Annotated in this window: 25 protein-coding genes; 14 read left to right on the top strand and 11 right to left on the bottom strand. The window is 62.9% G+C overall.

Annotated features, from left to right (window positions below; translation table 11 throughout):
- Positions 1–254: 254 nt before the first annotated feature.
- The gene (locus LLJ08_RS12255) at positions 255–1292 is read right to left on the bottom strand and encodes an AraC family transcriptional regulator (RefSeq protein ID WP_228208938.1); all 1038 of its coding nucleotides are present in this window, start codon (positions 1290–1292) and stop codon (positions 255–257) included.
- Positions 1289–2302, bottom strand: coding sequence for a carbon-nitrogen hydrolase family protein (locus LLJ08_RS12250; protein ID WP_023446337.1), 1014 nt, complete (start codon positions 2300–2302; stop codon positions 1289–1291). The genes LLJ08_RS12255 and LLJ08_RS12250 overlap by 4 nt, the downstream gene beginning before the upstream one ends.
- 187 nt (positions 2303–2489) lie before the next feature.
- On the opposite strand from LLJ08_RS12250, the gene LLJ08_RS12245 reads away from it, so the two are divergent.
- From LLJ08_RS12245 to LLJ08_RS12225, 5 genes are all read left to right on the top strand, one after another.
- Complete coding sequence (locus LLJ08_RS12245; RefSeq protein WP_023446336.1) at positions 2490–4520, top strand: NADPH-dependent 2,4-dienoyl-CoA reductase; 2031 nt, start codon at positions 2490–2492, stop codon at positions 4518–4520.
- A 31-nt stretch (positions 4521–4551) separates the two neighbouring features.
- Positions 4552–4974: a nuclear transport factor 2 family protein gene (locus LLJ08_RS12240; RefSeq protein WP_228207137.1), complete on the top strand. Its 423-nt coding sequence runs from the start codon at positions 4552–4554 to the stop codon at positions 4972–4974.
- A gap of 196 nt (positions 4975–5170) precedes the next feature.
- Complete coding sequence (locus LLJ08_RS12235) at positions 5171–6529, top strand: hypothetical protein (protein WP_023446334.1); 1359 nt, start codon at positions 5171–5173, stop codon at positions 6527–6529.
- Positions 6530–6534: 5 nt separating this feature from the next.
- A complete protein-coding gene (locus tag LLJ08_RS12230) occupies positions 6535–7485 on the top strand; it encodes a 1-aminocyclopropane-1-carboxylate deaminase/D-cysteine desulfhydrase (RefSeq protein WP_014820529.1) in 951 nt (316 codons plus the stop codon).
- An 18-nt stretch (positions 7486–7503) separates the two neighbouring features.
- Complete coding sequence (locus LLJ08_RS12225; RefSeq protein WP_228207136.1) at positions 7504–8607, top strand: cyclic nucleotide-binding domain-containing protein; 1104 nt, start codon at positions 7504–7506, stop codon at positions 8605–8607.
- A gap of 26 nt (positions 8608–8633) precedes the next feature.
- Here LLJ08_RS12225 and LLJ08_RS12220 read toward each other — a convergent pair whose 3' ends face one another.
- Positions 8634–10028 (bottom strand): MATE family efflux transporter, encoded by a 1395-nt coding sequence (locus LLJ08_RS12220; RefSeq protein WP_042922738.1) that lies wholly within the window; start codon positions 10026–10028, stop codon positions 8634–8636.
- Positions 10029–10149: 121 nt separating this feature from the next.
- Between LLJ08_RS12220 and pdxB the strand changes: the two genes are divergently transcribed.
- From pdxB to LLJ08_RS12180, 8 genes are all read left to right on the top strand, one after another.
- A complete protein-coding gene (gene pdxB, locus LLJ08_RS12215) occupies positions 10150–11295 on the top strand; it encodes a 4-phosphoerythronate dehydrogenase PdxB (RefSeq protein WP_044314033.1) in 1146 nt (381 codons plus the stop codon).
- Positions 11296–11382: 87 nt separating this feature from the next.
- Positions 11383–13395 carry a DNA polymerase III subunit gamma/tau gene (gene dnaX / locus LLJ08_RS12210; protein WP_228207135.1) on the top strand — a complete coding sequence of 671 codons (2013 nt, stop codon included), beginning with the start codon at positions 11383–11385 and terminating at the stop codon, positions 13393–13395.
- An 18-nt stretch (positions 13396–13413) separates the two neighbouring features.
- Complete coding sequence (locus LLJ08_RS12205; protein ID WP_003294866.1) at positions 13414–13740, top strand: YbaB/EbfC family nucleoid-associated protein; 327 nt, start codon at positions 13414–13416, stop codon at positions 13738–13740.
- A 162-nt stretch (positions 13741–13902) separates the two neighbouring features.
- The gene (gene recR, locus LLJ08_RS12200; RefSeq protein WP_014820524.1) at positions 13903–14502 is read left to right on the top strand and encodes a recombination mediator RecR; all 600 of its coding nucleotides are present in this window, start codon (positions 13903–13905) and stop codon (positions 14500–14502) included.
- 145 nt (positions 14503–14647) lie between these two features.
- Entirely contained in the window at positions 14648–15637 is a 990-nt protein-coding gene (locus LLJ08_RS12195) for an ABC transporter substrate-binding protein (RefSeq protein WP_228207134.1), read from the top strand.
- 103 nt (positions 15638–15740) lie between these two features.
- Entirely contained in the window at positions 15741–16487 is a 747-nt protein-coding gene (locus tag LLJ08_RS12190; protein WP_228207133.1) for an ABC transporter ATP-binding protein, read from the top strand.
- Positions 16484–17257, top strand: coding sequence for an ABC transporter permease (locus tag LLJ08_RS12185; RefSeq protein WP_014820521.1), 774 nt, complete (start codon positions 16484–16486; stop codon positions 17255–17257). The genes LLJ08_RS12190 and LLJ08_RS12185 overlap by 4 nt, the downstream gene beginning before the upstream one ends.
- A 9-nt stretch (positions 17258–17266) precedes the next feature.
- Complete coding sequence (locus LLJ08_RS12180; protein WP_228207132.1) at positions 17267–17971, top strand: type 2 periplasmic-binding domain-containing protein; 705 nt, start codon at positions 17267–17269, stop codon at positions 17969–17971.
- A gap of 28 nt (positions 17972–17999) precedes the next feature.
- Here the strand turns inward: LLJ08_RS12180 and LLJ08_RS12175 are convergent, their stop codons facing one another.
- From LLJ08_RS12175 to hemN, 4 genes are all read right to left on the bottom strand, one after another.
- Positions 18000–18602 (bottom strand): SCO family protein, encoded by a 603-nt coding sequence (locus LLJ08_RS12175; protein ID WP_414717819.1) that lies wholly within the window; start codon positions 18600–18602, stop codon positions 18000–18002.
- Positions 18603–18649: 47 nt separating this feature from the next.
- Positions 18650–19198: an adenine phosphoribosyltransferase gene (locus tag LLJ08_RS12170; protein WP_014820518.1), complete on the bottom strand. Its 549-nt coding sequence runs from the start codon at positions 19196–19198 to the stop codon at positions 18650–18652.
- Positions 19199–19225: 27 nt separating this feature from the next.
- Positions 19226–19960, bottom strand: coding sequence for a fumarate/nitrate reduction transcriptional regulator Fnr (fnr, locus tag LLJ08_RS12165; RefSeq protein ID WP_014820517.1), 735 nt, complete (start codon positions 19958–19960; stop codon positions 19226–19228).
- A 117-nt stretch (positions 19961–20077) separates the two neighbouring features.
- Positions 20078–21454 (bottom strand): oxygen-independent coproporphyrinogen III oxidase, encoded by a 1377-nt coding sequence (hemN, locus tag LLJ08_RS12160; RefSeq protein ID WP_228207130.1) that lies wholly within the window; start codon positions 21452–21454, stop codon positions 20078–20080.
- 206 nt (positions 21455–21660) lie between these two features.
- On the opposite strand from hemN, the gene nadE reads away from it, so the two are divergent.
- Positions 21661–22488: an ammonia-dependent NAD(+) synthetase gene (gene nadE, locus LLJ08_RS12155; protein WP_045665512.1), complete on the top strand. Its 828-nt coding sequence runs from the start codon at positions 21661–21663 to the stop codon at positions 22486–22488.
- A gap of 18 nt (positions 22489–22506) precedes the next feature.
- Here nadE and LLJ08_RS12150 read toward each other — a convergent pair whose 3' ends face one another.
- From LLJ08_RS12150 to LLJ08_RS12135, 4 genes are all read right to left on the bottom strand, one after another.
- Positions 22507–23223: a sulfite exporter TauE/SafE family protein gene (locus LLJ08_RS12150; protein WP_228207129.1), complete on the bottom strand. Its 717-nt coding sequence runs from the start codon at positions 23221–23223 to the stop codon at positions 22507–22509.
- Positions 23216–23428 (bottom strand): cbb3-type cytochrome oxidase assembly protein CcoS, encoded by a 213-nt coding sequence (gene ccoS / locus LLJ08_RS12145; protein WP_014820513.1) that lies wholly within the window; start codon positions 23426–23428, stop codon positions 23216–23218. Before ccoS ends, LLJ08_RS12150 begins: the two co-directional genes overlap by 8 nt.
- A gap of 79 nt (positions 23429–23507) precedes the next feature.
- Entirely contained in the window at positions 23508–25922 is a 2415-nt protein-coding gene (locus tag LLJ08_RS12140) for a heavy metal translocating P-type ATPase (RefSeq protein ID WP_228207128.1), read from the bottom strand.
- A gap of 7 nt (positions 25923–25929) precedes the next feature.
- Entirely contained in the window at positions 25930–26430 is a 501-nt protein-coding gene (locus LLJ08_RS12135; RefSeq protein ID WP_228207127.1) for a FixH family protein, read from the bottom strand.
- Between the last annotated feature and the right edge of the window lie 4 nt (positions 26431–26434).

The following is a 26434-nucleotide window of genomic DNA, read 5'->3' as shown; positions in this document are numbered from 1 at the left end:
GCGCGTGCCCCGTGATCTGGCCGCCCGCGAGGCTCAAGGCACGTCACGATTCCTTCATTTGCCGGTTGTAGCCTGCTGGCATGAACCTTGATGCACAGACAGGCATCAAGCCTTGGGCAACCGCCGACGACTGAGGAATCTAGCGATGGACGACTACCAGGACGAACTACTGGAATGGCATGCCGCCGAGCAGGATCACCCGGACTGTGCGGAGGATGCGGTCGAACTCTGATCGCCGCTCGCGTATGCGCCGTTTACGCGCCGCGCCGCTGCGCCCGGCGATAGTCTCCTGGCGTCTGCCCGCTCCAGCGCTTGAAGGCACGCTGAAACGCTTCGGCTGAGGAAAAACCAAGCAGCCAGGCGATCTCGCCGAAAGCGGATTCGGTGTCGCGAATGTAGGCCATCGCCAGGTCGCGGCGGGTGTCGTTGAGGATCGCGCGATAGCTGCTGTTTTCCTCGGCCAGCTTGCGTCGCAGTGTCCAGGCCGGCATTTGCAGACGTGCAGCGATCTGTTGCAGGTCGGGCTCCTGACCCTTGAGCATCGGCCCGAGAATCTGTGCGACCCGCTCGCGCAGACTGCGGGTGCGGGTGCGCCGTTCCAGTTCGGCTTCACACAGCTCCAGCAGATGCCGCCAGGTGCCGGGGCAATGATCCGGGTTGCGCAACGCCAGGCTGCGCTGATCCAGCTGCAACTGATTCGCTTCGGCGCCGAAGATTACCGGCCGGCCGAACTGCTCGTCGTAGCGCGAGGCGTAGTCAGGGGCTTCGAACTCGATGTGGATCGCCATCGGCACCAGCGGCTGACCGCTCAAGCGGCCGAGCTGCGAGATCCAGCTGGCGAGTACGGTATCGACGACGAAGCGGTTGTAGGCGTTGTAAGGGCTGATGGAATAAAAGCGCAGCCAGGCGCCTGACGCATCTTCATGAAAACTCGAACTGCCGCGGTAGTTGGATGCATACAGCGCCTCGTAGCGGATCAGCGCCCTTGCCGCTTCGCGCACGGTGGGCGCCTGAGCGGCGGTCAGCCCGGCGAGGCCGAGGTGCCCGGGCTTGCGCAGGCGGCCCATCTCCAGGCCCAGAGCGGGATCGCCAGCCAGCTGGATGGCCGCATGCCCGAGCCGCATGTAACGGGGGATCGAGAGGCGGGCATGCGGCTCAGCGAGCCGCTCGCCATCCAGTCCGTAGGCCAGCAAAAGCGGCTGAGGGTCATGGCCGTACAGCTGCAACGCATCGTTGAGGCTGTGCAGAAAACCGACCGACAGATCACCCAGGCGCACCCGTTGCGCATTCATGGGGTGCTGCCGAGCCATTGATTGCGTACCTGGACCGGGACGCCGTGGCCCGGGGGCGCCGGGCGGCGCGGCGAGCCGAGCAGATTCCAGGGCAGGGCGAGGGTACGCACGGCCATGTGCGGTCTTGCGCTGAGCGCGTCGGAATGTGTACTGCCACAGCTCGCCTGCGGATCTGCCAGCGCGCCGGGTACAGCCAGCAGTTTCGCTTCGGCAGGCGGTTGCTCGAGGTAGGCATCGCAGCCCAGCAGCACTGCCAGCGAGCCCGCCGGTGTTTCAATCAGCCGTCGACGCTCGGGGATGGGGGCAACGCTGTAGCGGCGTTCGTAACGGCTCAACGCCTGCTTGTACTGCAGCGTTCCGAGGGGCTTGCCGCGACCGTCAAAGGTCAGGCTTACCTGGCGCAGCGGGCCATCGCCGATCATCAGCTGATCGTTCTCCAGATAGGGCTCCGGCAGCACGATCGAGCCAGCCACCAAGGTAACGCCGAACTCTCTGGCGAGGCCGCCGAAGACGTTCTGGTATTCCTCTGCCATCTGTCGGGCCTTGAGTCGCAACACCGCACCGGTACGCCGATCGTCGCCCTGATTATCCGGCAGTGCGCGCAGATAGCTGCCGGGATTGCTGAGCGCCATCCACTGCATCGCATCGCGCAGGGTGCGGGCTTGCTGCACTTCCGGCTTTTCGCCCAGGGCGAACAGGCCAGTGCCAACGTGTTCGGGGAGCACCACGACGGTTCGCTCGCTGAGCATTCCGGCTTCGGCCGCCTGCTTGAGGTAGGTGCGAAACTTGAGTTGCAGCCGCTCGCGGCTCTGATAGTCGGCTGGCTGCAGCCGGGTCTCGATGCCCAGCAGGTTGCCTGCGCTTCCGGCCTGCCCGTGGTTTTCGATGGGTAGCGTACGCAGATCGGACAGCAGTGGGCCGCTACGACGGTCTTGCGTCCAGTCGAGGTAGACGGCAAATGAGGCTGCTCCGAGGACGAGCAACAGCACGATATTGATTGAGGTGCGCATGTGAGGCAGGGCAGTGAGGGATTGCGTCAGCGTAGGTAACGCGGCGCCTGTTGCCAAGCTTTTTGCGCAGAAGGATCAAAAAGTTGTCACTTTGGATCATTGAGTACGGCACCTTCGCTGTTTATCGTCGCTGCATACCGACCGTAGCCCCATGAGGCTCGGCACTTGTCATGATGAGGATGCTTCGATGACCGCTTTCCCGAAACTGCTGGCTCCGCTCGATCTGGGCTTTACCACCTTGCGCAACCGTACCCTGATGGGATCCATGCACACGGGCCTGGAGGAAATGCCCAACGGCTTCGAGCGGATGGCGGCATTCTTCGCCGAGCGCGCTCGCGGCGGCGTCGGCCTGATCGTCACCGGTGGCGTTGGCCCCAATGAGGAAGGCTCGGTGCGCGCCGGGGCGGCCAAGCTGTCCACGCCGGAGGAGGCCGAAGAGCACAAGATCGTTACCCAGGCGGTTCACGAAGCTGGCGGCAAGATCTGCATGCAGATCCTGCATGCCGGGCGTTACGCCTACAGCCCGCAGCTGGTGGCGCCGAGCGCTATCCAGGCGCCGATCAATCCGTTCACCCCGCGCGAACTGGACGAGGAGGGCATCGAGAAGCAGATCCGCGACTTCGTCAACTGCGCAAGCCTGGCCCAGCAAGCCGGTTATGACGGCGTCGAGATCATGGGTTCGGAAGGCTACTTCATCAATCAGTTCCTGGTGGCGCACACCAACCACCGCACCGATCGCTGGGGTGGCAGCTACGAGAATCGCATGCGCTTGCCGGTGGAGATCGTGCGCCGCGTGCGCGAAGCGGTGGGCAGCGACTTCATCATCATCTATCGCCTGTCGATGCTCGACCTCATCGAAGGCGGCAGTGTCTGGGAAGAGGTGGTGCAGCTGGCCAAGGCCATCGAGCAGGCGGGCGCCACGCTGATCAATACCGGCATCGGTTGGCACGAGGCGCGGATTCCGACCATCGCCACCAAGGTGCCACGCGCCGCGTTCACCAAGGTGACCGCGAAGCTGCGTGGCGAGGTGAGCATTCCGCTGATCACTACCAACCGGATCAATACCCCGGAGGTCGCCGAACAGGTGCTGACCGAGGGCGATGCGGACATGGTCTCCATGGCGCGTCCGTTCCTCGCCGATCCGGAGTTCGTCAACAAGGCCGCCGCCGGTCACAGCGAGCGCATCAACACCTGCATCGGCTGCAACCAGGCCTGTCTGGACCACACCTTCAGCGGCAAGCTGACCACCTGCCTGGTCAATCCGCGTGCCTGCTACGAAACCGAGCTGAACTACATCCCCACTACCGCGGTGAAGAAGATCGCCGTCGTCGGTGCCGGGCCTGCGGGGCTCGCCGCTGCGACCATCGCAGCCGAGCGCGGTCATGAGGTGACGCTGTTCGATTCGTCCGCCGAAATCGGCGGGCAATTCAATGTTGCCAAGCGGGTGCCGGGCAAGGAGGAGTTCTACGAAACCCTGCGCTACTTCAAGAACCGCCTCGAAGAAACCGGAGTCGAGGTTCGTCTGAACACCCGCGCGACGGTGGAAGCGCTGCTGGCCGGTGGCTTCGACGAGATCATCCTGGCAACCGGGATCGCGCCGCGAGTGCCGGCAATTCCCGGGGTCGACCATCCGAAGGTGATTGGCTACCTAGATGCGATTCTGGAGCGCAAGCCGGTCGGCCAGCGCGTCGCGGTGATCGGCGCAGGCGGTATCGGCTTCGACGTGTCGGAATACATCACTCACGACGGCGAATCCACCAGCCTGGATCGTGAAGCCTTCTGGAAGGAGTGGGGTATCGATCTCGGGCTGTCGGTGCGCGGCGGTATCGCCGGCATCCAGCCGGCTCCGCATGCGCCCAAGCGTCAGGTCTATCTGCTGCAGCGCAAGAAGTCCAAGGTGGGTAACGGGCTGGGCAAGACCACTGGCTGGATCCACCGTACCGGGCTTAAGAACAAGCACGTGCAGATGCTCAATTCGGTGGAGTACCTGCAGATCGATGACGCCGGTCTGCACATCCGCGTGGGCGAAGGCGAGTCGCAGGTACTGCCGGTGGATACGGTGATTCTCTGCGCCGGGCAGGAGCCGTTGCGTGAGCTGCAGGAAGGCCTTGAGGCCGCTGGCGCGCGGGTGCATCTGATTGGTGGCGCCGACGTCGCCGCCGAACTGGACGCCAAGCGCGCGATCAATCAGGGCTGTCGCCTGGCAGCGGCGCTCTAGGCCACCGGCACATCCGCAAAGAGGATCACGCATGGAAACTGCAATCGCGCTGCAACCGGGGGCTGCCAATAGCCTGCAGACCTGGCACCGAATGATCGTTGAGCGAGACCTGAGCCGGCTGCCGGAGCTGCTGCATCCGCAGGCGGTGTTTCGCTCGCCGATGGCTCACACGCCGTATGAGGGGGCAGCGACGGTGAGCCTGATCCTCAACACCGTGCTGCAGGTTTTCGAGGATTTCCGCTACCACCGTGAGCTGGCCAGCGCCCAGGGTGCGGATGTAGTCCTCGAGTTCAGCGCCCGGGTGGGTGACCGTGAGCTCAAGGGCATCGACATGATCCGCTTCGATGACGAAGGGAAGATTGTCGAATTCGAGGTCATGATCCGGCCCATGAGTGGCTTGCAGGCCCTGGGCGACGAGATGAAGCGACGCCTCGCTGCCTACCGCGGCAAGTGATTTAGCTAAGCTCATCGCAAATCCGCTGGGCGCCTGGTCGAACGGCGTCCGATGCGGCGACTCCCTGCCAACCCAGTCACATTGCCTGCGCGAACATTTCCCCTAAACTTGCGGCACCAACGGGACGACGGCATCGGATGGCCGCTCGTTCCGCTAATCGCTGGCTCGCAGTTGCGGGCGATAAAGGAAATCGAGCATGCAGAACAAACCGCAGATGGTCGAAGCCGTCCTGTTCTTCAATGAGGGCTCCATCTGTAAGGAAATGCTGTATCCCGAATTCGAAGCGGTGCTGGATGGGGTGGTCGCGCTACCCGAGTTCGCAGACCGCCAGATGCATGCTGTCTACGTAATGATCAATCCGCGGCTGCAGGTGCGCGCCGCGGTGTTTTTCTGTCTCGACTTCAATGACGACGGCTCTGCCGACGCCGGTTGGAACATTCCCCTGCGTCAGTTGGCCGAGCGTACCGGGCGTGGTCCGGACATGGGGGCCGGACCGATTCGCCTGGCCTGCCGCAGCCAGTGCCCGGTCTCCTGGCACCAGATGCACATGTGGGACCCCAAGGTCGGTCCCGAACGCAATGATCTGGTTGTGTTGCGCGAGACCATCAAGCGCAACCAGCTCGGTCTGCTGGTCGAAGAGGAGACGCCTCAGGCCGTACCTGCGGAACGTCTGCAGATGGTCGCCGAAGACACCTGGTATGCAGCCGAGGCCGGCAAGGACGCAGCTGCGAAACGTTCCGAAAGCCATGAGCGTGAACAGCGGCAGAAGGCTGCGCTGCTGATCAAGCAACAGCGCCAACGCATTACCAACCTCGAGCGTCTGCGCGAAGAAGACGCGCTCAAGCTCACGGCTGCCGCGGAGAAGGAACGCAAGGCACTGCAGGAGGAGATCCGCACGCTGCAGCAGAAATTGCAACAGCAGACCGAGCTGAGCGCCAGCCTGCATGCGCAGATGACCGCCCAGGGCGAGAGTTTCCAGAAAGCGCGTGAGGAAATGAGCAAGCAGCTGCGTACGCTGGAGGTCAGCGGTCGGGTTGAGATCGGCGCCGCCCGGGAGCAGTTCGAGCATGAAGCCCAGGCCCGTATCGCGGCGGCGATTGCGGAGTACAAGGAGCAGGTGGCGATCCGCGATGTCGAGCTGGCCTACCGCAACGAACTGGATGCACAGCTGGAAGAGGAAATCCAGCGGCTCAAGACCGAGTGCGAAACGCTGCGCCACAGCGGTGACCGGGTGCTGGAGGAACTGTCTCGACAAGGGGTCGTGTTCATGGCCTACCACCCGGGTGCCGGGCATCTGACGATCGCATTGCAGGACCTGGCCCGCTACCGCGCCAATCCTCTGGCTTATGCTGCTGCCAAGTGCTTTGTCTCCGAGGAGCAGTACCGACAGTGGCTGGAGCATTATCAGAAGCCGGCCTGCGTCGCGGCGCTTTCCAGCGGTGAGCGTTGCGCGATGCCCCTGGACAAGATCGATGCGCCGAGTCGCTTCGTGATCGGCGAATCCAACTGCTGCGCCCGGCACCGCAAGGAAGACCGGCAGCGCACCGGCAGCTGAGCGGTTTGTCCTCCGTTCAATCCGATCTCGGCTTCGATGCTCCGCTGATCCTGCAGCCGCTGTCATTGGACTGGCTCGCGCGCAGCGGGGTCGAGGTTGCGGTGCTGCGGCTCGATCTGCTGGATCCCGAGCTGTCCGGCAACAAGTGGTTCAAATTGGTAAAGCATCTCGATGCAGCGCGTTCTGTCGCTGCGCCGGGGCTGATCAGTCTCGGCGGCCCACACTCCAATCATCTGCATGCGCTGGCTGCAGCCGGCCGCCGACTCGGCCTGCCTACTGTCGGCCTGCTGCGCGGCCATGAGCAGGTAACGCCAACGGTCGCCGATCTACGTGGCTGGGGCATGCAGCTGCATTGGCTCGGCTACGCAGGGTACCGGGAGCGCAATCTGCCTACCTTCTGGACGCCATGGCGAGCGCGATATCCAGGTTTCTACTGCATCCCTGAAGGTGGCGGCGGTTTGCCCGGCGCCCTGGGGTGCGCCGGACTCGTTCCGAGAGTGGAGTCCGCGCTCGCGTCGCTCGGCTGGAAGGACTACAACGCACTTTGGCTGGCCGCTGGTACTGGAACGACGCTGGCGGGTCTGGTCATCGGCGAGGCAGGTAGGCATCGGGTGTTCGGCGCGCTGGCAGGGCCGCCTTCCCACGCCGTCGATGCCAGCGTGGCCAACTTGCTCGCGCAAGCCGGTGTGGCGTCCAGCGGCTATGAACTGCTGGACGCCAGTCGTGGCGGATTTGGTCGCTTCGACAAGGAGTTGGCGCAGTTCATTCTCGATACCGAGCGCCAGGGTGGCGTGCCGCTCGATCCGATATACACTGCAAAGACCATGATGGCATTGCGCCTTTATGTCGAGCGCGGTTATTTTCCCGCCGGCACGCGGCTGATATTCGTCCATACCGGTGGACTGCAAGGGCGCCGTGCTGCTCAGGGCCAGCTGCAGAAGCTGATTGACGGATAGACGTTTGGATTTTGTCGGATGAACAAACCGCTGCACCCCGATCAGCTGCGTAATCTGGTCCCGCTCAATGGCTTGTCGCCACGCCAGTTGTGGGAGCTTCGCGTGCGCATAGTGCCGCTCGCGCTTGCGCCTGGGCAGTTGCTCGACCTTGTTGATGAGCTGAGTTCGAAACGTCATTACCTGATGTCGGGCAGCCTGCTGTTGACCGATCACGACGGGCAGCAAACGCGGCTGGTGGCGGGCACATCGGCTGCTCTACACAGCCTTGCTGCGGGCCGCCTGCTGGAGGCGAGGGCGCTGGACGACTGCCAGCTGCTGACGGTGGACAGCGCGGAGTTGGAGCGCCTGCTGTCCTGGCGCCAAGCCCTGCAAGATGTGCTGCTGCAGCTGTCGATGGAGGGCGAGGACGGCGAGTGGCTGGAGCGCCTGCTGGAGAGTCCGCTGTTCGCCCAGGTTCCACCGGCAAATATTCGCAGCATGCTCAGCCGCCTCGTTGAGATCGAGGTATCCGCCGGGCAAACCCTGCTACGCGAAGGGGAAGCCGGCGATTGCTGCTATTTCCTCAAGAGCGGCGGCGCCCAGGTCCTGAAGGCCGCCGGCAGCGGTGAGCAGCTGTTGGCCGAGCTGGAACCCGGAGCCTGTTTCGGTGAAGAGGCGCTGATCGAGGAGCGACCGCGTAATGCCAGTGTCGCGATGGTTGAGGACGGTCGGGTGCTCCGCCTGGCGCGGGCGGACTTTCTCGAGCTGCTCAAGGCACCGGTGGTTGGCGAAGTCGATCTGGATGGCGTGGCTGATCTGCTGGCCTGCGGTGCGCAGTGGCTGGATGTGCGTCTGCTTGATGATTACGAGCAGGGCCATGCCATGCAGGCGCTGCACATGCCGCTGCACCTGCTGCGTTTGAAAACCCGTTTGCTGGACCCGCAGCGGCCCTACCTTTGCTATTGCGAAAGCGGCAAGCGCAGCGCCAACGCGGTGTTCCTACTGACGCAGCTCGGCTTCACCGCCTATGCGCTGCGTGGTGGACTCGACGCACTTGTTACCGAGGACCGCGCTGCGCTGCTTTGGGAGTGTGGCACGGGTTACCTGGCGCGCTCCGACGGCCGAATCGAACGCAGCCTATGATCCGCGCTGCCCCATCCCGACCTTTGTCAGACGGCCGCCCTGCGAAGCGCAGTGTGCCGACGAATCTCGCGTCGGGCGCTGCGGGCCAGGCGCACGCTGAGCAACAGAGCTGCGCAGCTCAGGCCGGCGATCAGGCCTTGCCATAGACCGGCAGGCCCACTGGCGGCGCCGAGGTGGTCGGTCAGGCCGAGCAGATAGCCCAACGGCAAACCGATCCCCCAGTAGGCGAAGAGGGTGTAGACCATCGTCATGCGGGTGTCCTGATAGCCGCGCAACGCGCCAGCAGCCGTGACCTGAACCACATCGGAGAACTGGAACAGCGCGGCGTAGAGGAACAGGCTGGCAGCGACGGCGACCACGGCCGGATCAGGGGTATAGATCCGCGCGATCTGCTCGCTGAACAGCAGCATGGCGCTGGCGGAAAAGCAGGCATATACCAGGGCGGCGCCGATCCCGACGCCGGCGACAAAGCGAGCGTCGCGTGGAGCGTTGCGGCCCAGCTCCTGACCAATGCGCACGGTTACCGCCATACCCAGCGACAGTGGAATCATGAAGATCAGCGACGTGAAGTTCAGTGCGATCTGGTGACCGGCGACGACCGTTGCCCCGAGGGCGCCGATCAGCAGGGCGATCACCGAGAAGATGCTGGCCTCGGCAAACACCGCGACCCCAATTGGTACGCCGACCGAAAGCAGATGACGCAGCATCGGCCAGCGTGGCCATTCGAAGTGGGAAAACAGCTGACTGGCCTGATAGGCCGGTGCGCGCTTAACCCAGACGCTCATCGCCACCAACATGAACAGCATCACCAATGCCGTGGAAACGCCGCAACCGACGCCGCCCATTGCCGGCACGCCGAACTTGCCGTAGATGAACACATAGTTCAGCGGAATGTTCAGCAGCAGGCCGAGGATACCTATCACCATGCTTGGCCGCGGATGGCCCAGCCCGTCGCTGAAACAGCGCAGCACCTGATACAGAGCGACAGCGGGAAATCCGCAGGCGACAGCGCGCAGGTAGTCCATGGTCGGCTCGACCAGGGCCGGTTCGACACGCATCAGATGCAGGACGGGCTCCGCGTTCCACATCAATGATGCACTGAGCACACCGATGCCGCCGCCCATCCACAACGCCTGGCGAACCAGCGGGCCGATTTCGCCATGCCGTCCTGCGCCGAAGCGCTGTGCGACGTTCGGCGTGGTCGCCAGGGTGATTCCGCAGACGAGCAGATAGACCGGCACCCAGATCGAGTTGCCTAGCGCGACGGCGGCCAGGTCCTGCGGACTTACGCGTCCGGCCATAACGGTATCGACGAAACCCATCGCCGTGCTGGCCAGCTGGGCGATCATCATGGGTAGGGCAAGGGCAAAGAGGGTGCGCAATTCGAGGCGGACCCGTCTGAGTCTGAGCTCAGTGGGCATTACTGGGCGTTCCGGTTGTATACAAGAAGCGCGCTAGTCTACGCCGCGTGGCTACGCTCAGGAAGGCGGCAAAGCAGTGGCAAGCCGTCTAGAATGTGCTCCCCCTCACCGGAGCCGTGCAATGCATATCCTCGCCGATGAAAACATTCCGCTGGTCGATGAGTTCTTTGCCGGTTTCGGCGAGATTCGCCGCATGCCCGGCCGCAGCATCAATCGAGCTGCACTTGAGAATGTCGACGTGCTGCTGGTGCGCTCGGTGACGCGGGTCGACCGCGAGATGCTGGAAGGCAGCGCAGTGCGATTCGTCGGGACCTGCACGATAGGCACCGATCATCTGGATCTGGATTATTTCGAGCAGGCCGGCATCGAGTGGGCCAGCGCACCGGGGTGCAACGCGCGGGGCGTAGTCGACTATGTTCTGGGCAGCTTGCTCGCGCTGTCGGAGGTGCGCGGTGAAGCGCTGGCCCGGCGGCGTTTCGGCGTGGTCGGTGCCGGTGAGGTGGGCGGGCGGCTGCTCGAAGTGCTGCGCGGGCTTGGTTGGGACGTGCGCGTTTGCGATCCACCGCGGCAGGTCCGCGAGGCAGGCGATTTCGTCTCGCTGGATGAGATCCTCGCGGAGTGCGATGTGATCAGCCTGCACACGCCGCTGACCCTGGGGGGCGACTGGCCGACCTTTCACCTGTTCGATCAGGTGCGACTGTCGAGGTTGCGACCCGGTACCTGGCTGATCAATGCCAGTCGGGGTGCTGTGGTGGACAATGCCGCGCTGCGCGACCTGCTATGGCAGCGGCCGGACCTGGAAGCCGTGCTGGATGTCTGGGAAGGCGAGCCTCAGGTCGACGTCGCACTGGCCGGCTTGTGCCGTATCGCTACGCCGCACATCGCCGGGTATAGCCTGGATGGCAAGCTGCGCGGTACGGCGCAGATATATGCGGCGCTTTGCGCGGCGCGTGGTGTCGAGCCGGCTATCGAACTGGCGCAGCTGATGCCCGGCCCGGCACTCACCGAGCTGGTGTTTGCATCCTCCGCAGAGCCCGCCGAGATGCAGGCCACACTGTGCCGGGCGGTCTACGATCCGCGTCGCGACGATGCCGACTTCCGCCGCAGCCTGCTTGGCAATGAGGCGCAGCGTCGGGCCGGGTTCGACCTGCTGCGCAAACAGTATCCGCCGAGGCGCGAGATCGATGGCCTCAAGGTGCGGATCGGCGGGCACAACCCGGCGCTGGCTACGATAGTTGAGGCGCTTGGTGCGCGATTGCTGGGCTAGCCGGCGGTTCGAGTGCAGCCCGGATGCAATTTCCATCCTGCTCCGCTAGCATTACCCGTCCTCTGCCTTGTCCCCCGCGATGGTGTTATGAGTTATCAGGTTCTTGCACGAAAATGGCGTCCGCGCTCGTTCCGCGAAATGGTCGGCCAGACGCATGTGCTCAAGGCCCTGATCAACGCGCTGGACAACCAGCGCCTGCACCACGCTTACCTGTTCACCGGCACGCGAGGCGTGGGCAAGACGACCATTGCGCGGATCATTGCCAAGTGCCTGAACTGTGAAACCGGGGTCAGCTCGACGCCCTGCGGTGTGTGTTCGGTATGCCGGGAAATCGACGAGGGGCGCTTCGTCGATCTGATCGAGGTGGACGCCGCGAGCCGTACCAAGGTCGAAGACACCCGCGAGCTGCTGGACAACGTGCAGTACGCGCCGAGCCGCGGGCGCTACAAGGTTTACCTGATCGACGAAGTGCACATGCTCTCGTCGCACTCATTCAATGCGCTGCTCAAGACCCTCGAGGAGCCGCCGCCCCACGTCAAGTTCCTGCTGGCGACCACCGATCCGCAAAAGCTGCCGGTCACCATCCTCTCGCGCTGCCTGCAGTTCTCCCTGAAGAACATGCCGCCCGAGCGGGTGGTCGAGCACCTCACTCATGTGCTGGGCGTCGAGAACGTTCCCTTCGAAGACGATGCGTTGTGGCTGCTGGGGCGTGCCGCCGATGGCTCGATGCGCGATGCGATGAGCCTGACCGATCAGGCGATCGCCTTCGGTGAAGGCAAGGTGCTGGCCGCCGATGTGCGCGCCATGCTCGGCACCCTCGATCATGGTCAGGTCTATGGTGTGCTGCAGGCATTGCTTGAAGGCGATGCCAGAGCGTTGCTCGAGGCCGTTCGCCACTTGGCGGAGCAGGGGCCGGACTGGGCTGGCGTGCTGGCCGAAATCCTCAATGTGCTGCACCGCGTCGCCATCGCCCAGGCGCTGCCGGAGGCAGTGGACAATGGCCAGGGCGATCGTGATCGCGTGCTGGCGTTGGCTCAGGCGCTACCGGCCGAGGATGTGCAGTTCTACTATCAGATGGGATTGATCGGCCGGCGCGATCTGCCGCTGGCGCCTGATCCTCGCAGCGGTTTCGAAATGGTGCTGCTGCGCATGCTGGCATTTCGTCCTGCAGGCAGTGATGGCGCACCGCGAACACCGCTAAAGACACTGGGAATCAGCCCGGCCACAGCTGATTCCAAGCCCGCAGCGGTGGCCGATTCCGCTCCCGCTGGCGTGTCGTCCACTCCATCCGCTGCGATTGCCGTAGCAGCTGCGCCAGAGCCCGCTCCCGTTGCGCCGGCCGTTACCATGCCAGTGAACGTGCCGGCTCCCACGCCCTCGGCAGTGACGCCGGTCGCCACTCATGTGGTGGAAGCGCCGCAGGCCGCGCCTGTCATCGATGTGCCGTGGAATGAGCCGCCTGACGTACCGCCCGTCGCGGTCGAGGCTGATGCCGTTTTACCCCAACCTGTGCCGGTGGACGGCGCTGCCGATCACGTGGCGTCCGTGGTACAGGTCGAAGAGCCGGATGATGACGAACCGCCGCTGACGGACGAAGACTACTTCGAGGTCGAGAACCAGGCCGAGGCCTATCTGGACGAACTGGAACACTCAAGGGATGAGCCGGAGCCCGTCGAGCCTCTGCCTGCGGTAGAGCCTGCGACCGGGCTGGCTGCCGAATGGCTGGAACTGTATCTCAAGCTCGGCTTGTCCGGTCTTACCGGCAGCATTGCCGCCAACTGTACGTTGATCGCCGTGGAAGGCGACCGTTGGCTGATGCATCTCGATCCTGCGCAGAGCGCACTATTCAACCCCACGCAACAGCGGCGACTAAACGACGCCCTGAATCAATACCACGGGCGTACGCTACAGCTCGAGATCGTGCTGCAGAAGCCGGAGCAGGAAACGCCTGCGCAGGCCGCCCTGCGTCGCCGTGCCGAACGACAGCGTGCCGCGGAACAGTCGATTCACGCAGATCCTCTGGTCCGGCAGCTCATGCAGCAGTTCGCCGCTGTGATCCGCGAAGGCACCATCGAACCCGTAGAACACTCCGAAACCTGATTAATTGAGGTGATTCCCATGATGAAAGGTGGCATGGCCGGCCTGATGAAGCAGGCGCAGCAGATGCAGGAAAAAATGCAGAAGATGCAGGAGGAACTGGCGAACGCCGAGGTGACGGGCCAGTCTGGCGCCGGGCTGGTTAGCGTGGTGATGAACGGTCGCCATGACGTCAAGCGGGTCAGCCTCGACGACAGCCTGATGCAGGAAGACAAGGAAATCCTGGAAGACCTGATCGCTGCCGCCGTCAATGACGCGGTACGCAAGATCGAGCAGAACAGCCAGGACAAGATGGCCGGCATGACCGCCGGCATGCAGCTTCCGCCAGGCTTCAAGATGCCTTTCTAACTCGAACGGCCAGTCGGCGCGCATGGGCGCGCCACTCGAGGCGGGGCATCGTCATTTACGCGTAGTAGACTCCGATGTCCCGCTTTCTTGCCTCTGGTCCGGCAAACCGCCTGCCTGAACCCTTGGCACTGTGCTGCCCCTTTGCATAGCGACGCTTAATTTATGAGCTTCAGTCCCCTGATCCGCCAACTCATCGACGCCCTGCGCATTCTTCCCGGCGTGGGCCAGAAAACTGCACAGCGCATGGCGTTGCAGCTACTGGAGCGGGATCGCAGCGGCGGCTTACGCCTGGCGCAAGCGCTGAGCAAAGCGATGGAAGGGGTCGGCTACTGCCGGCAGTGTCGTACCCTTACCGAAGACGACCTGTGCCCGCAATGCGCCGACCCGCGACGCGACGATTCGCTGCTCTGCGTGGTGCAGAGCCCGGTGGACGTTTTCGCCGTCGAGCAGACGGGCTTTCGCGGGCGCTACTTCGTGCTCAAGGGGCATCTGTCGCCGCTCGATGGTTTGGGCCCTGAAGCGATCGGCATTCCCGAGCTTCTGGCGCGTGTTGCAGATGGTGCGTTCACTGAAGTCATTCTCGCGACAAACCCGACGGTGGAAGGTGAGGCAACGGCGCATTACATCGCGCAGATGCTGATTCCAAAGGGGCTGACCATCAGCCGAATCGCTCACGGCGTTCCACTGGGCGGCGAGCTGGACCTGGTCGACGGCGGAACCCTGGCCCACGCACTGGCCGGGCGCAAGACAATCCGCCTATAACCCGAAGTACTGACGATATGCCACCTCGGTAGTGCAGTTTTCTGGGTGATTCAGGTAAAGTTCTAAGCCATCAATGTTAGATAACTAAAACGAATATAGTGCTTCGTTCTGGTTATATGTACTGGCTATCCGAATCGAGGTCGAAATGAAAGCAAAGCATTGGCTGGTTCCAGCTCTGCTGCTGCTGAGCGCGTTTGCTCAGGCGCAGGAGAAGTTCAAGGTTGGCTACATCCGTGTGATGGACGATGCCCAGACCATGGTTGCACACGAGGCCGGTCTGTATAAGAAGCATGGCCTTGACGTCGAGCTGATCGAGTTCAGTTCCGGTACCGACCTGATCAAGGCGATCGTCGGCGGGCAGTTGGATACCGGCGTCCTCGGCTTTACCAATGCGGTGGCCTGGGCCTCCAAAGGTGCTGACCTCAAGGTGGTCGGTGGCGCTCAGCAGGGCTACCACTCTATCGTGGCGCTTGAGGGTTCGGGTATCGAGAAGGTTGCCGACCTGAAGGGCAAGATCCTCGCTTCGCAGAAAGAGGGGAGCACCGCTGATGCAGTGCTGCGTGGCGTGACCTTGAAGAATGCCGAACTCAAGCCGAGCGACGTCAACATCATGGGTGTCAGCCCGGCCGTTGCGGTGCAGTCGCTGGTGTCCGGGCGTGTCGATGCGGCGTTCCTGTTCGAGCCGTACGATCGCATCGCGCAGCTGGTTGCCCCGGTTCAGCAGGTCTACGAGATCGGTGAAGTGTGGCCATTCCCGTGCATGGTGGTGATCACCTCCGGCGATACCCTGGCCAAGCGCAAGGATGCCGTCTGGAAGTCGCTGGACGCCCAGCGCGATGCCATTGAAATGCTCGACAAGCAGCCTGCCGAGGCAGCCAAGCTGATCGCCGACTACTTCATCGCCGAGCCGACGCTGAAGACGCTCAAGCGTGGTGAGCTCGCGCGCGAGGTTGTCATTGAGGAGGCGATCGGAACCCAGACCTTCAGCGCCAAGCTTGGCAAGGACGATCTGGCACGCATCCAGGAGCTGGCGGACATTCTGCAGGAGCTCGGTTCGCTGAAGACCCGCGATGGCAAGCCGTTCGACACCAGTGCCATCGTCGATCTGTCCTGGCAGGAAGCTCGCGAACTCTGATCGCTTGACTCTGGTTTGAAACTACACGGGCCCGGCTTTTGTGCCGGGCCGTTTGCATCGCCCGCATTGCCGGGCAATTTCGTTTCTGGATTTGCGGATTTTTATGCAACTCAGGTTTGAAGAAGTAGACAAGCGCTTCGGGCAGCTCGAAGTCATCAAGGGCTTCAGCGGTGAGTTCGCCCAAGGTGAACTGGTGGCTCTGGTTGGACCTTCGGGTTGCGGCAAGTCGACCCTGCTGCATCTGGTTGCCGGGCTGGAAAAGCCCAGTGCGGGCCGCGTGCTTGCCGATGAAAAACCGATCACCGAGCCGAGCCCTCGACGTACGCTGGTGTTCCAGGAGCATGCCCTCTATCCCTGGCTCAGCCTGCAGGGCAACGTTGGCATGGCGCTGGAACTGCAGGGCGTGGCCAAGGCCAGCGCATTCGAACAGGCGCAGGCCTGGCTCCAGCGTGTCGGCCTCAATGGATTCGAGCATTACTACCCGCACCAGGTTTCCGGCGGCATGCGCCAACGCACGGCCCTCGCCCGTGCATTCATCGCCAAACCCGAGGTGCTGTTGCTGGACGAGCCGTTTGGCGCCCTTGATGCCCTGACCCGAATGGCATTGCAGGACGTGTTGCGTGAGCTGATCGAGGAGCATCAGCCGACGGTGCTGTTGGTCACCCATGATGTCGATGAGGCCCTTTACCTGGCCGATCACGTTCTGGTGTTCAGCGCGCGGCCGACTCGCGTGCTGAAAACCTTCAACTTCACCCATTGCGAGAAGAGCCACGACCTGTCCGACTTCGCTGCCGAGCGTAAGGAAATTCTCAGTCTGCTGGGTATCAAGACGGAGGTAGCGCATCCATGAGTCAGGCTCGCCGTCTTACTGGCCCAAAGAAGTACCTTGCGGTCGTTCTGGCCATCCTGTTCATTCTTCTGATCTGGCAGGCCGCAGCATGGAGTTTGCCGGCCTTTCTGATGCCGGGTATCCCGACCGTCTTCGAGCGTCTGTTCAGCACTATCCAGGAGCCAGAGTTCCGCGAAGGGCTTTACGGCAGTATGAGTCGCCTCGGCAGCGGCTACAGTTTTGCGCTGCTGTTCGGGATCGGTTTTGGCCTGGTGGGTGGGGTGCTGTTCTTCTTCCGCGAGATCCTGCGCTCGGCCATCGTCATTCTGCAGTCGATTCCGTCGATCGCCTGGGTGCCGCTGTTTCTGATCGTGATGGGTTTCGGCAATCTGCCGATCATCGTGGTGGTCGCCCTGGCCGCTTTCTTCCCGATGGCGCTGTCGGTGATGAATGCCACCGAGAGCGTGCAGCCGGTGCACGTCGCTGCGGCGCGGGTGATGGGTGCCTCGCGCTGGCAGCTGCTGCGCCGCGTTTATCTGCCCGCCGTGATGCCAGAGCTGATCACCGGCGCGCAGCTGGCCTTCGGTAACGCCTGGCGTGCACTGATCTCCGCCGAAATGCTAATTGGTTTCGGCCAGGGGCTCGGGCGTTCGCTCGCGTACTCGGGCGAGATTGCTGACATGGTTGGCGTGATGATGAACATTCTGGTCATCGCCATTCTCGCCACGCTGATCGATCAGGTTGTACTAGAGAAGTTCAAGCAGCGGATGCTTCGCTATCAGTACGTCTGAGGCCATTGCATGTCTGTTCTCTCGCGCATTGCCATATGGCTCACCCTGTTGATGCCGGTCGCGTCGATGGCCGAGTCGTTGCGGGTGCAACTGCCCGAACGCCGGGTGCTGTCCAGCAGCGAAACGGAGAGTTTCGAGCCGGCGCTGATCGAGCAATTGGCCGAAGCGCTTGGGCGTTCCGGGTTTTCCGTGGTCAGCGCAGATGACGCTGAAGTGCGCCTGGTCGCAGGCGATCGGGTTGGTCCGGCCACTTACTATCATGCTGTGCCTGCCGCGCTAAGCGCGACGGAAGGTCGCCTGGTTGCTTGGTCCGATCTTCGTGAGCAAACGGTTTGCGTCACCCACGCGAGTCCATATGGAGCGTTGCTGAGCGAGCGCTTCGCGGCGGTGCCTCGGGAATATCCGAGCGCGGCGCATGCGCTGATCGGACTCAGGCTTGGTGAGTGCGCTGCGGTTGTCGAAGATGATGTGCTGCTGACGGAGATCGCCACCTTGCCCGAGTGGCGGCGCTACAAGCACCTGTTACCGTCGATTTTCGATGCCGGGTGGCAGCTAAGCCTGACCGTCGCTGATGACGCTAACCTGCAGCAGCAGATCAACGCACTCTTGGCGCAATGGTTGGCAGAAGGGCGGTTGGCGGGGCTGACCCAGCAATGGGTCGATGAGGTGGCGTTTCAGGCGTACGTGCTGGCCGATACCCTGGACTGCCACTGATTCGGTAATTCGGCTTCGATGGCCAGGTTCAGCGTTCGTTCTCGAGTATCTGCGGCAGCATCCGCTGCAAGCCCTCCAGTTTCAGCGGCGCACGAATATGCCCGCGCAGGCTGCCATCCGGTGCGACCAAGGCCAGATTTCCGCTATGACTGACACTGTAGTCGCCTTCTGTGTCGCGCGCCGGAACGAAAGGGAGGCCCAGCGCCCTGGATAGCCTTAGCAGTTGCTCCATGTCGCCGGTCAAGCCGCTGAAGCCGGCGCGGTAGTAGCTCAGGTAGGCCTTGAGTTGTTTCGGAGTGTCGCGCGCGGGATCGGCGCTGACCAATACCACCTGCAGCTGCTCGCGAGTCTCGGGCGGTAGCCGGCTGAGCAGCCGACGCATGTCGCTCAGCGTGGTCGGGCAGATGTCGGGGCAGGCGGTAAAGCCGAAGAACAGGATGTGCCAGCGCCCCTGCAGCGACGAAGTACTGAAAGGCTGGCCGTCCTGGTCGATCAGCTCGAACTGGGGAATGGGTCGTTCACGCGGCAGCAGCAGGATATTCGCCTGGTCCAGCAGTGCATCGCGATCGAGTGCGAACCCGGGAGGAGTACAGGCCAGAACTAGGATAAGCAGGCTGCGCCTTAACGTCATTAACACGGGCAGATCCTTTACCTGGCAGCGGCGCGGAGAATTCGCCGTCAGCGGTCGCTTAGGGCGAAGGCGGTCAGAGTGAACGTGGGGATGCCAATGTCCTGAAGTTTCTGCGATCCGCCCAGTTCGGGCAAATCGATGATGGCAGCCGCCTCATGAATGCTCGCGCGCATTCGTCGCACAAGCTGTGCGGCGGCTAGCAGCGTGCCGCCGGTCGCAATCAGGTCATCGAACAACAGCACCGAATCGCCCTCGCAAAGGCTGTCGGCGTGAATCTCCAGATGCGCTTCGCCATATTCGGTGCTGTAGGCCTGCGACAGCACGTCGGCCGGCAGCTTGCCCTGCTTGCGAAACAGCACCAGAGGTTTGTTCAGCTCATAGGCGAGAATCGAGCCGACCAGGAACCCTCGCGCATCAAGCGCGCCGATATGTGTAAAGTCGGCCTCCACATAGCGCTGAATGAAGCTGTCAGCCACCATGCGTAGCGCCTTTGGCGACTGGAATAGCGGGGTGATGTCGCGAAACACCACACCCGGGCGGGGAAAGTCCTGCACCGGGCGGATCAGGGTCTTGATGCTGAACTCGTCGAAGATCATCGGATCTGCTACTCCAAACGCGCTGACTCAGACATCCATTGCGCCGCCGGCTAGGGCGCACAGTCCGATGGAATCCAGAATGCGTACTTCCTTGCCCTCGGCCTCGAGTAAGCCACTCTGCTGAAAACGGGTGAATACACGGGAAACGGTCTCGACCGCCAGGCCCAGGTAATTGCCGATCTCGTTGCGGGACATCGGCAGGCGGAACTGATTGGCCGAGAAGCCGCGTGCGCTGAAGCGTGCAGAAAGGTTGATGAGGAAGGTCGCGATGCGCTCATCGGCGGTCTTTTTCGACAGCAACAACATCATCTGCTGATCATCGCGGATTTCGCGGCTCATGATGCGCATGAGCTGGCGACGCAGCTGCGGCAGCAGGACGCTCAGTTCGTCGAGTCGTTCGAAGGGAATTTCGCAAACCGAGGTGGTTTCCAACGCCTGCGCGGTGACTGGATAGCTTTCGGTATCCATGCCGGAAAGACCGACCAGCTCGCTGGGCAGGTGGAAGCCGGTGATCTGCTCCTCGCCGCCATCGGTAACGCTGAACGTCCGCAACGCGCCGGAGCGTACCGCGAATACGGAACTGAACACGTCGCCCTGGCGGAACAGGGTTTCGCCTTTCTTCAGGGGGCGGCCGCGCTTGACGATGTCGTCCAAAGCGTCCATGTCCTGCATGTTCAGCGACAGGGGCAGGCACAGCCCGGACAGGCTGCAATCCTTGCAATGAGCTTGCCGCTGCGCACGGACCTTGATCGATTCGGACATAGAGGGCTTCCTGGAAACCTAGTTATAGCGCGCAAGGTTAACTCAGGACGTCGGCGATGGCCAATCGGCTCAAGGGTCGCAGGCAATGATTGGGACGATAGTCTGAGGCGCTCTAGATCAGGCGCGGCTGGCCTGGCTGACCTGCTCGGGGAGATAGTGGTCGAAGAGCATGCATATCGAGCGAACCAGTAGCCGGCCAGCAGGCTGAATCAGCAGATGGCTCTCGGTGATCTCGATCATCCCATCAGCGGCCATCTGCTCGAGCATCTGCCAGGCTTCGGCGAAGTACTGTCTGAACTCGATGTCATGCTCGCTCTCGATTTTCGTGAAGCTCAGCTCGAAATCGCAGATTAGAGACTGGATGACGGTGCGGCGGATATGGTCGTCCTGTTTGCAGCGTAAGCCTCTGGCGGTGGCTAGCTGATGCTGATCCAGCTGATATTGGTATTGTTCGATGTCGCTGGTGTTCTGGCAGTAGAGATCACCGATCTGGCTGATGGCCGAAACGCCGAGACCCACCAGATCGCAATGGCCATGGGTGGTGTAGCCCTGGAAGTTGCGCTGCAGGCTGCCATCTTCTTGCGCCATGGCCAGTTCATCGTCCGGCAGGGCGAAGTGGTCCACGCCTATGTAGCGGTATCCCGCGTCGGTGAGCAAATGAATGCTCTGCTCCAGCATGGCCAGCTTTTCGGCGGGGGCCGGCAGGTCGTTGGCGTTGATACGGCGCTGCGGCGCGTATTGCTCAGGCAGATGAGCATAATTGAACAGCGAGAGCCGGTCCGGCTGCAGGTCAATGATCGCTTCAACGGTTCTGGCGAAGCATGCTGGCGTCTGCAGCGGCAGGCCGTATATCAGATCGATGCTCAGCGAGTGGTACTGCAGCGTGCGGGCCGCCTCGATGATGGTGCGTGTTTGCTCCAGGGTCTGCATGCGATTGATGGCGCGCTGGACGTCCGGGTCCAGATCCTGCACGCCGATGCTGATGCGGTTGAAACCTAGTTCGCGGAGCAGGCCGATGGTTGGCCAATCCGCTTCCCGGGGGTCGATCTCGATACTGAAGTCGCCATGATCATCGTCCTGCAGGTTGAAGTGCTGGCGCAGATGGCCCATCAGCCGACGCAGTTGATCATGGCTGAGAAAGGTAGGTGTGCCGCCGCCAAAGTGCAGCTGCTCGACCACCTGGTCCTTGCCCAGGTGGCAGGTGATCAGCTCGATTTCTTTCTCGAGGCGTTCCAGATAGGGCTGTGCGCGTGTCCGGTCGTTGGTCACCACTTTGTTGCGGCCGCAGTAGTAGCACGCGTTGGCGCAGAATGGCAGATGGACGTACAGCGACAGCGGGCGTGACGCCTGGCGGCTGCCGCGCAATGCGTGCAGCAGGTCGAACGAGCCGACCTTTTCATTGAACTGGGCCGCGGTCGGGTACGACGTATAGCGCGGGCCGGCCTGATCGTAGCGACGGATCAGGTCGGAATCCCAGCGAATGGAGTCGAGCATGTGGCGTTCCCGGTCATGACGGCGGTCGCTGGATTCTAGGGGCAGGGCATTGCGGCGGACTTGACCTGTATCAAACTTGATCCGACCCTAGCGCGCTGGGCCAGATCGGCGCCGACATCCGGAAGGATCGCGCTGATTGGCGGTCAGATGATCACGTCAGCGTCTTATGCTTCAGCAGCGCCTTCATATCGCCAGAGGAGAGATTCATGCACAGCCGCCAGCAGGAAATCGCAACCGCGCTCAACGTCTGCGCACCATTTACCGGGCCGGAGTCGGTACAGGCCGAGATTGATCGTCGGGTGAGCTTCATCCAGACCTGCTTGCGCGAGTCGGGCCTGAAGACCTTGGTGCTCGGGATCAGTGGTGGCGTCGATTCGACCACGGCGGGTCTGCTGGCCCAGCGGGCGGTCGCCGGCATGCGCGAAGCAGGGGAAGGCGACGACTATCGCTTCATCGCCGTGCGCCTGCCTTATCAGGTGCAGCATGACGAGCATGAAGCGCAGCTGGCGGTGGATTCGATCAAGCCCGACGAGTGCCACACCGTGAACATCGGCACCGCGGTGCTGGGCCTGGCTGCCGCCACGCAGGCGCTTGATCCTTTGAGCCCGGCGCAGCGTGATTTCGTGCTGGGCAATACCAAGGCGCGGATGCGCATGGTGGCTCAGTACACGATCGCCAACGCGCGCCAGGGCCTGGTCATCGGTACCGACCATGCGGCAGAGGCGGTGATGGGCTTCTTCACCAAGTTCGGTGATGGCGCGTGCGACCTGACGCCACTGGCGGGTCTGGTGAAGGACCAGGTTCGGCAGATAGCCGCGGCATTGGGCGCTCCCGATCAATTGGTGCACAAGGTGCCAACCGCGGATCTCGAAGAGTTGTCACCTGGCAAGCCCGATGAGGCAGCTCATGGTGTCAGCTACCGCAACATCGATGATTTTCTGCAGGGTAAGCCGGTACCGGACGAGGCGGCCCGGATCATCATCGATACCTACGACAAGACTGCTCACAAGCGCCAGTTGCCCAAGGAGCCATGAGCGCTCGCAAGCCTTCCGCTAGTGCGCGTGTGTCTCGTGAGATGGCGCTGAGCCATGCCCCATCAGCCACTGCTGATGAGGGCCTGGCAGCGTCCAGATACCGAACAGAATCACCATTACCCCGCCGACGACGCGCACGCCACGCTTGCGCAGCAACGTTGTCAATCGCTCGGCAGCAAGGCCGGTGGCAAGCAACACCGGCCAGGTGCCGATGCCGAACGCCAGCATCAGCAAAGCGCTATCCAGTGCATCGCCCTGGCTGGCTGACCACAACAGGGTGCTGTAGACCAGGCCGCACGGTAGCCAGCCCCACAGCGCCCCCAGTATCAGGGCGCGTGGAATGCTCGTTACCGGCATGAATTTGCTAGCGATAGGCTGGATATGACGCCAGAGTCCGCGTCCTATCGACTCGATGCGTGTCAGCCCGCTCCACCAGCCGGCGAGGTACAGGCCCATGGTGATCAGCAGAAGTGCAGCGACGACTCGTAACGCCATGGCCGCTGGACTGTTGGCAACGGCCAAGCCCGCCAGGCCGATCAGGAATCCGGCAACGGCATAGCTTGATACGCGTCCGAGGTTGTAGGCGACCAGGAGACGCAGGCGCCTGCCGCGCTGATCCGGTGGAATGGCCATGGTCAGTGCACCCATCAGGCCGCCGCACATGCCGAGGCAATGGCCGCCACCCAGTAGTCCCAAGACCAGTGCAGACAGCAGCAGGGGCAGCAGTTCAGTCACCTTTGCGTTGCTCCGGCTGATCTTCCGAGGATTCCGCTGCATCGGCTGCGGAAGGCTTCTGCGGCTCGTCGTCGTCGAACAGGATGCTGTGCGCCGGTCCGTCGAGATCGTCGAACTGCCCGCTGTCCACCGCCCAGAAGAACACCCAGATTGCGACGGCCACCAGGACCACGGCAACAGGGATGAGGATGTACAGAGCGGCCATTAGGACCTCCAGGATCCGAAGCGAAGTCTTCAGCTGCGTAAAGTGCGCCGCTGCGCCAATGACGTGCGTTGCAGCAGATTCAGCCGTGACTTGCCGGCTGACGTGTCAGCCGCAAGGCGTTCAAAACCACCAGCAGCGAGCTGAGCGACATCCCCAGCGCGGCCCATAGTGGGGTGACCCAGCCAAAGGCGGCGAAGGGCAGAATCAGGCCATTGTACAGGCTTGCCCAGGCCAGGTTCTCGATGATGATGCGGCGGCTGCCGCGTGCGACGTCGAATGCCTGCGCCAAGCTGCCTAGGCGGTTGGATAGCAGTACCGCATCAGCACTGGTCTTGGCCAGGTCGGTCGCCGAGCCCATAGCGACGCTGATATCCGCTGCGGCAAGCACCGGGACGTCGTTGACGCCGTCGCCGAGCATTAGCACCCGATGTCCAGCGGCCTGCAAAGCCTGCAATCGGGAGAGCTTGGCGGCAGGGGTCATGCCGCCTTCGGCCTCATCGACGCCCAGTTCCCTGGCAATCTGGCCGACCATCGGTGAGCTGTCACCGGATAGCAGTAGCGTCTGCCAGCCACGGGCGCGGCAGGCCTCGAGGAGTGCCGGGGCATCGTCGCGAAGCCGATCGTCCAATACCAGCCAGGCCAGCGGAACTTGATCGTCGCCCAACAACAGCCATTGCCCCTGGTCGCCGGGAATAGCGGGTGCCGGTTGGGCGAAGCCTTCGGCGACGAAACTGGGCTGGCCGATCCGCAGGTTGCGACCTTCAACGTTGCCTTGCAGGCCAAGGCCCGGCACCGTTTCGACCGATTCCGCCGCCAGCGGCGCACGTCCGAAGGCGCGGGCAATCGGGTGTTCGGAACGGTTCTCCAGGGCTGCGGCCAGCGCCAGGCAGGCATCGGCATTCAAAGCTCCGAGCGGGTGCACGGCGCTGAGTGTCAGCCGGCCCTCGGTCAGGGTGCCGGTCTTGTCGAACACCACGGTATCGATATGATTCAGGCCTTCGAGCACATGCCCGCGGGTCAGCAGCAGACCGAGCTTGTGCAGCGTACCGGTGGCCGTGGTAAGTGCTGTGGGTGTCGCCAGCGACAGCGCGCATGGGCAGGTCGCAACGAGCAATGCAAGAACGATCCAGAACGCGCGTTGCGGATCGATCTGCCACCAGACCACCCCGACGACAGTTGCAACCAGCAGCACCACCAGCAGAAACCACTGCGCGACGCGGTCGGCCAGCTCGGCAAGCTTCGGTTTGTCTGCCTGAGCACGCTCCAGCAGGCGGACAATGGCGGATAAACGGGTGTCGTCGCCCAAGGCCTGGACTTCCACGGTCAGCGGGCCTTCGACGTTCAGCGTGCCAGCGGTTACTGCATCGTCCACGCCGCGGGGCAGGGGCAGGTACTCACCGGTCAGTACAGATTCATCGACGCTGGACTGACCGCTGATGATGAGGCCGTCTGCCGGAATCAACGCACCGGGTTGCACCAGTACGCGGTCGCTGAGCTGCAGCTCGCTGAGCAGGATGCGATTGCTGTGACCGTCTGCGTCGAGTTTCAGGCAGGACGCAGGCAGCAAATTGACCAGTTGTGCGGTGGCGGCTGCGGTGCGTTCGCGCGCGCGCCGCTCCAGGTAGCGCCCGGCCAGCAGGAAAAGGGCAAACATGCCCACCGCGTCGAAATAGAGTTCACCCTGGCCGGTGATGGTGGACCAGATGCCGGCGACATACGCACCGCCGATCGCCAGCGACACCGACACGTCCATGGTCAGGTGGCGGGTGCGCAAATCGCGCAGTGCTCCTTTGAAGAAGTCGGTGCAGCAGTAAAAGACGATCGGCGTGGTGAGCAGCAGGGCGGTCCAGCGAAGGGTGACGAAGAAGCTCTCCGACAGGTCCAGGTTGAACTCGGGCCAGGTGGCCATGGTGGCCATCATTACCTGCATCCACAGCAGCCCGGCTACGCCCAGCTGGCGCAGCGAACGGCGGTTCTCGCTGGCCAGGCGCTCGGCAGCCTGGTCGGCCTGGTAGGGGTGTGCTGCGTAGCCGATCCGTCGCAGCTCGCCGAGCAGCTCGCTGAGCGGCAGCTGTGCGTCGCTCCAGCGTACGTTCAGGCGATGATTGGACAGGTTGAGGCTTGCCTCGGCCACGCCGTGCAGGTTGCGCAAGTGGCGTTCGATCAGCCAGCCGCAGGCGGCGCAGCTGATCCCTTCGATCATCAGCGAAGTGCTTGCCAGATCGCCCTGGTGCTGTACGAACGGCTGTTGGACGTCCTCGCGATCGTACAGCGCCATCTCTTCGCTCAGTTCCTGAGGGAGAGTCTGCGGGTTAATGGCGGTGTCGCTGCGGTGCTGGTAGTAGCTCTCCAGCCCACCCTTGACGATGGCTTCAGCGACGGCCTGGCAGCCTGGGCAGCACAAGGCCCGCGTCTCACCCAGCACGCGGGCCTGGAACGGCCTGCCGGCTGGCACCGGCAGGCCGCAGTGGTAGCAGGGGAGAGGCTTTGCCATCAGCAGCTCAAGGCTTCAGTTCGAGGGCGCGGCCGGTTTCGATGGTTTTTTCTCCGTACAGGCGCCAGTCCTGATCACCTTCGCGACCGAGCAGCTCGATGAAGCGGCGGCCACTGATCGATTCCTGCATCTGGCCCTGATAGATGCCGTCGCCCTGCGGCTGCAGGATGATGCGGCGGTCACGCTCGGGCTGGGTCGGAGAGATCAGGTTGAGCACCAGTTGCTGCGGGCGGCTCGCACCGCTCAGTTGCACTTCGGCCAGGCCGCGCTCGTCATTCAGGGCGATGCGTGCCTGCATCTCCAGGCGCTCTGCCAGTTTCTCGCGCTCCAGCGACTGGTTGATGCCCTTGCCCGCGTCGTAATAGTTGTCCGCGACCAGGGTGTCGGCATTCTTGATCGCCAACGTCAGCAGGGACACGCCCAGTACTACGGAGCTGAGCAGGATGGCGATGACAAACCAGGCCCAGAACTGGGTATACCAACGCGTTTGTTCGTTATCAGAGCGCATGCAT

Origin of the sequence: Stutzerimonas chloritidismutans (assembly GCF_020783375.1) — a bacterium.
Classification (GTDB): domain Bacteria; phylum Pseudomonadota; class Gammaproteobacteria; order Pseudomonadales; family Pseudomonadaceae; genus Stutzerimonas; species Stutzerimonas kunmingensis.
This window is presented reverse-complemented; position numbering and strand designations above follow the sequence as displayed.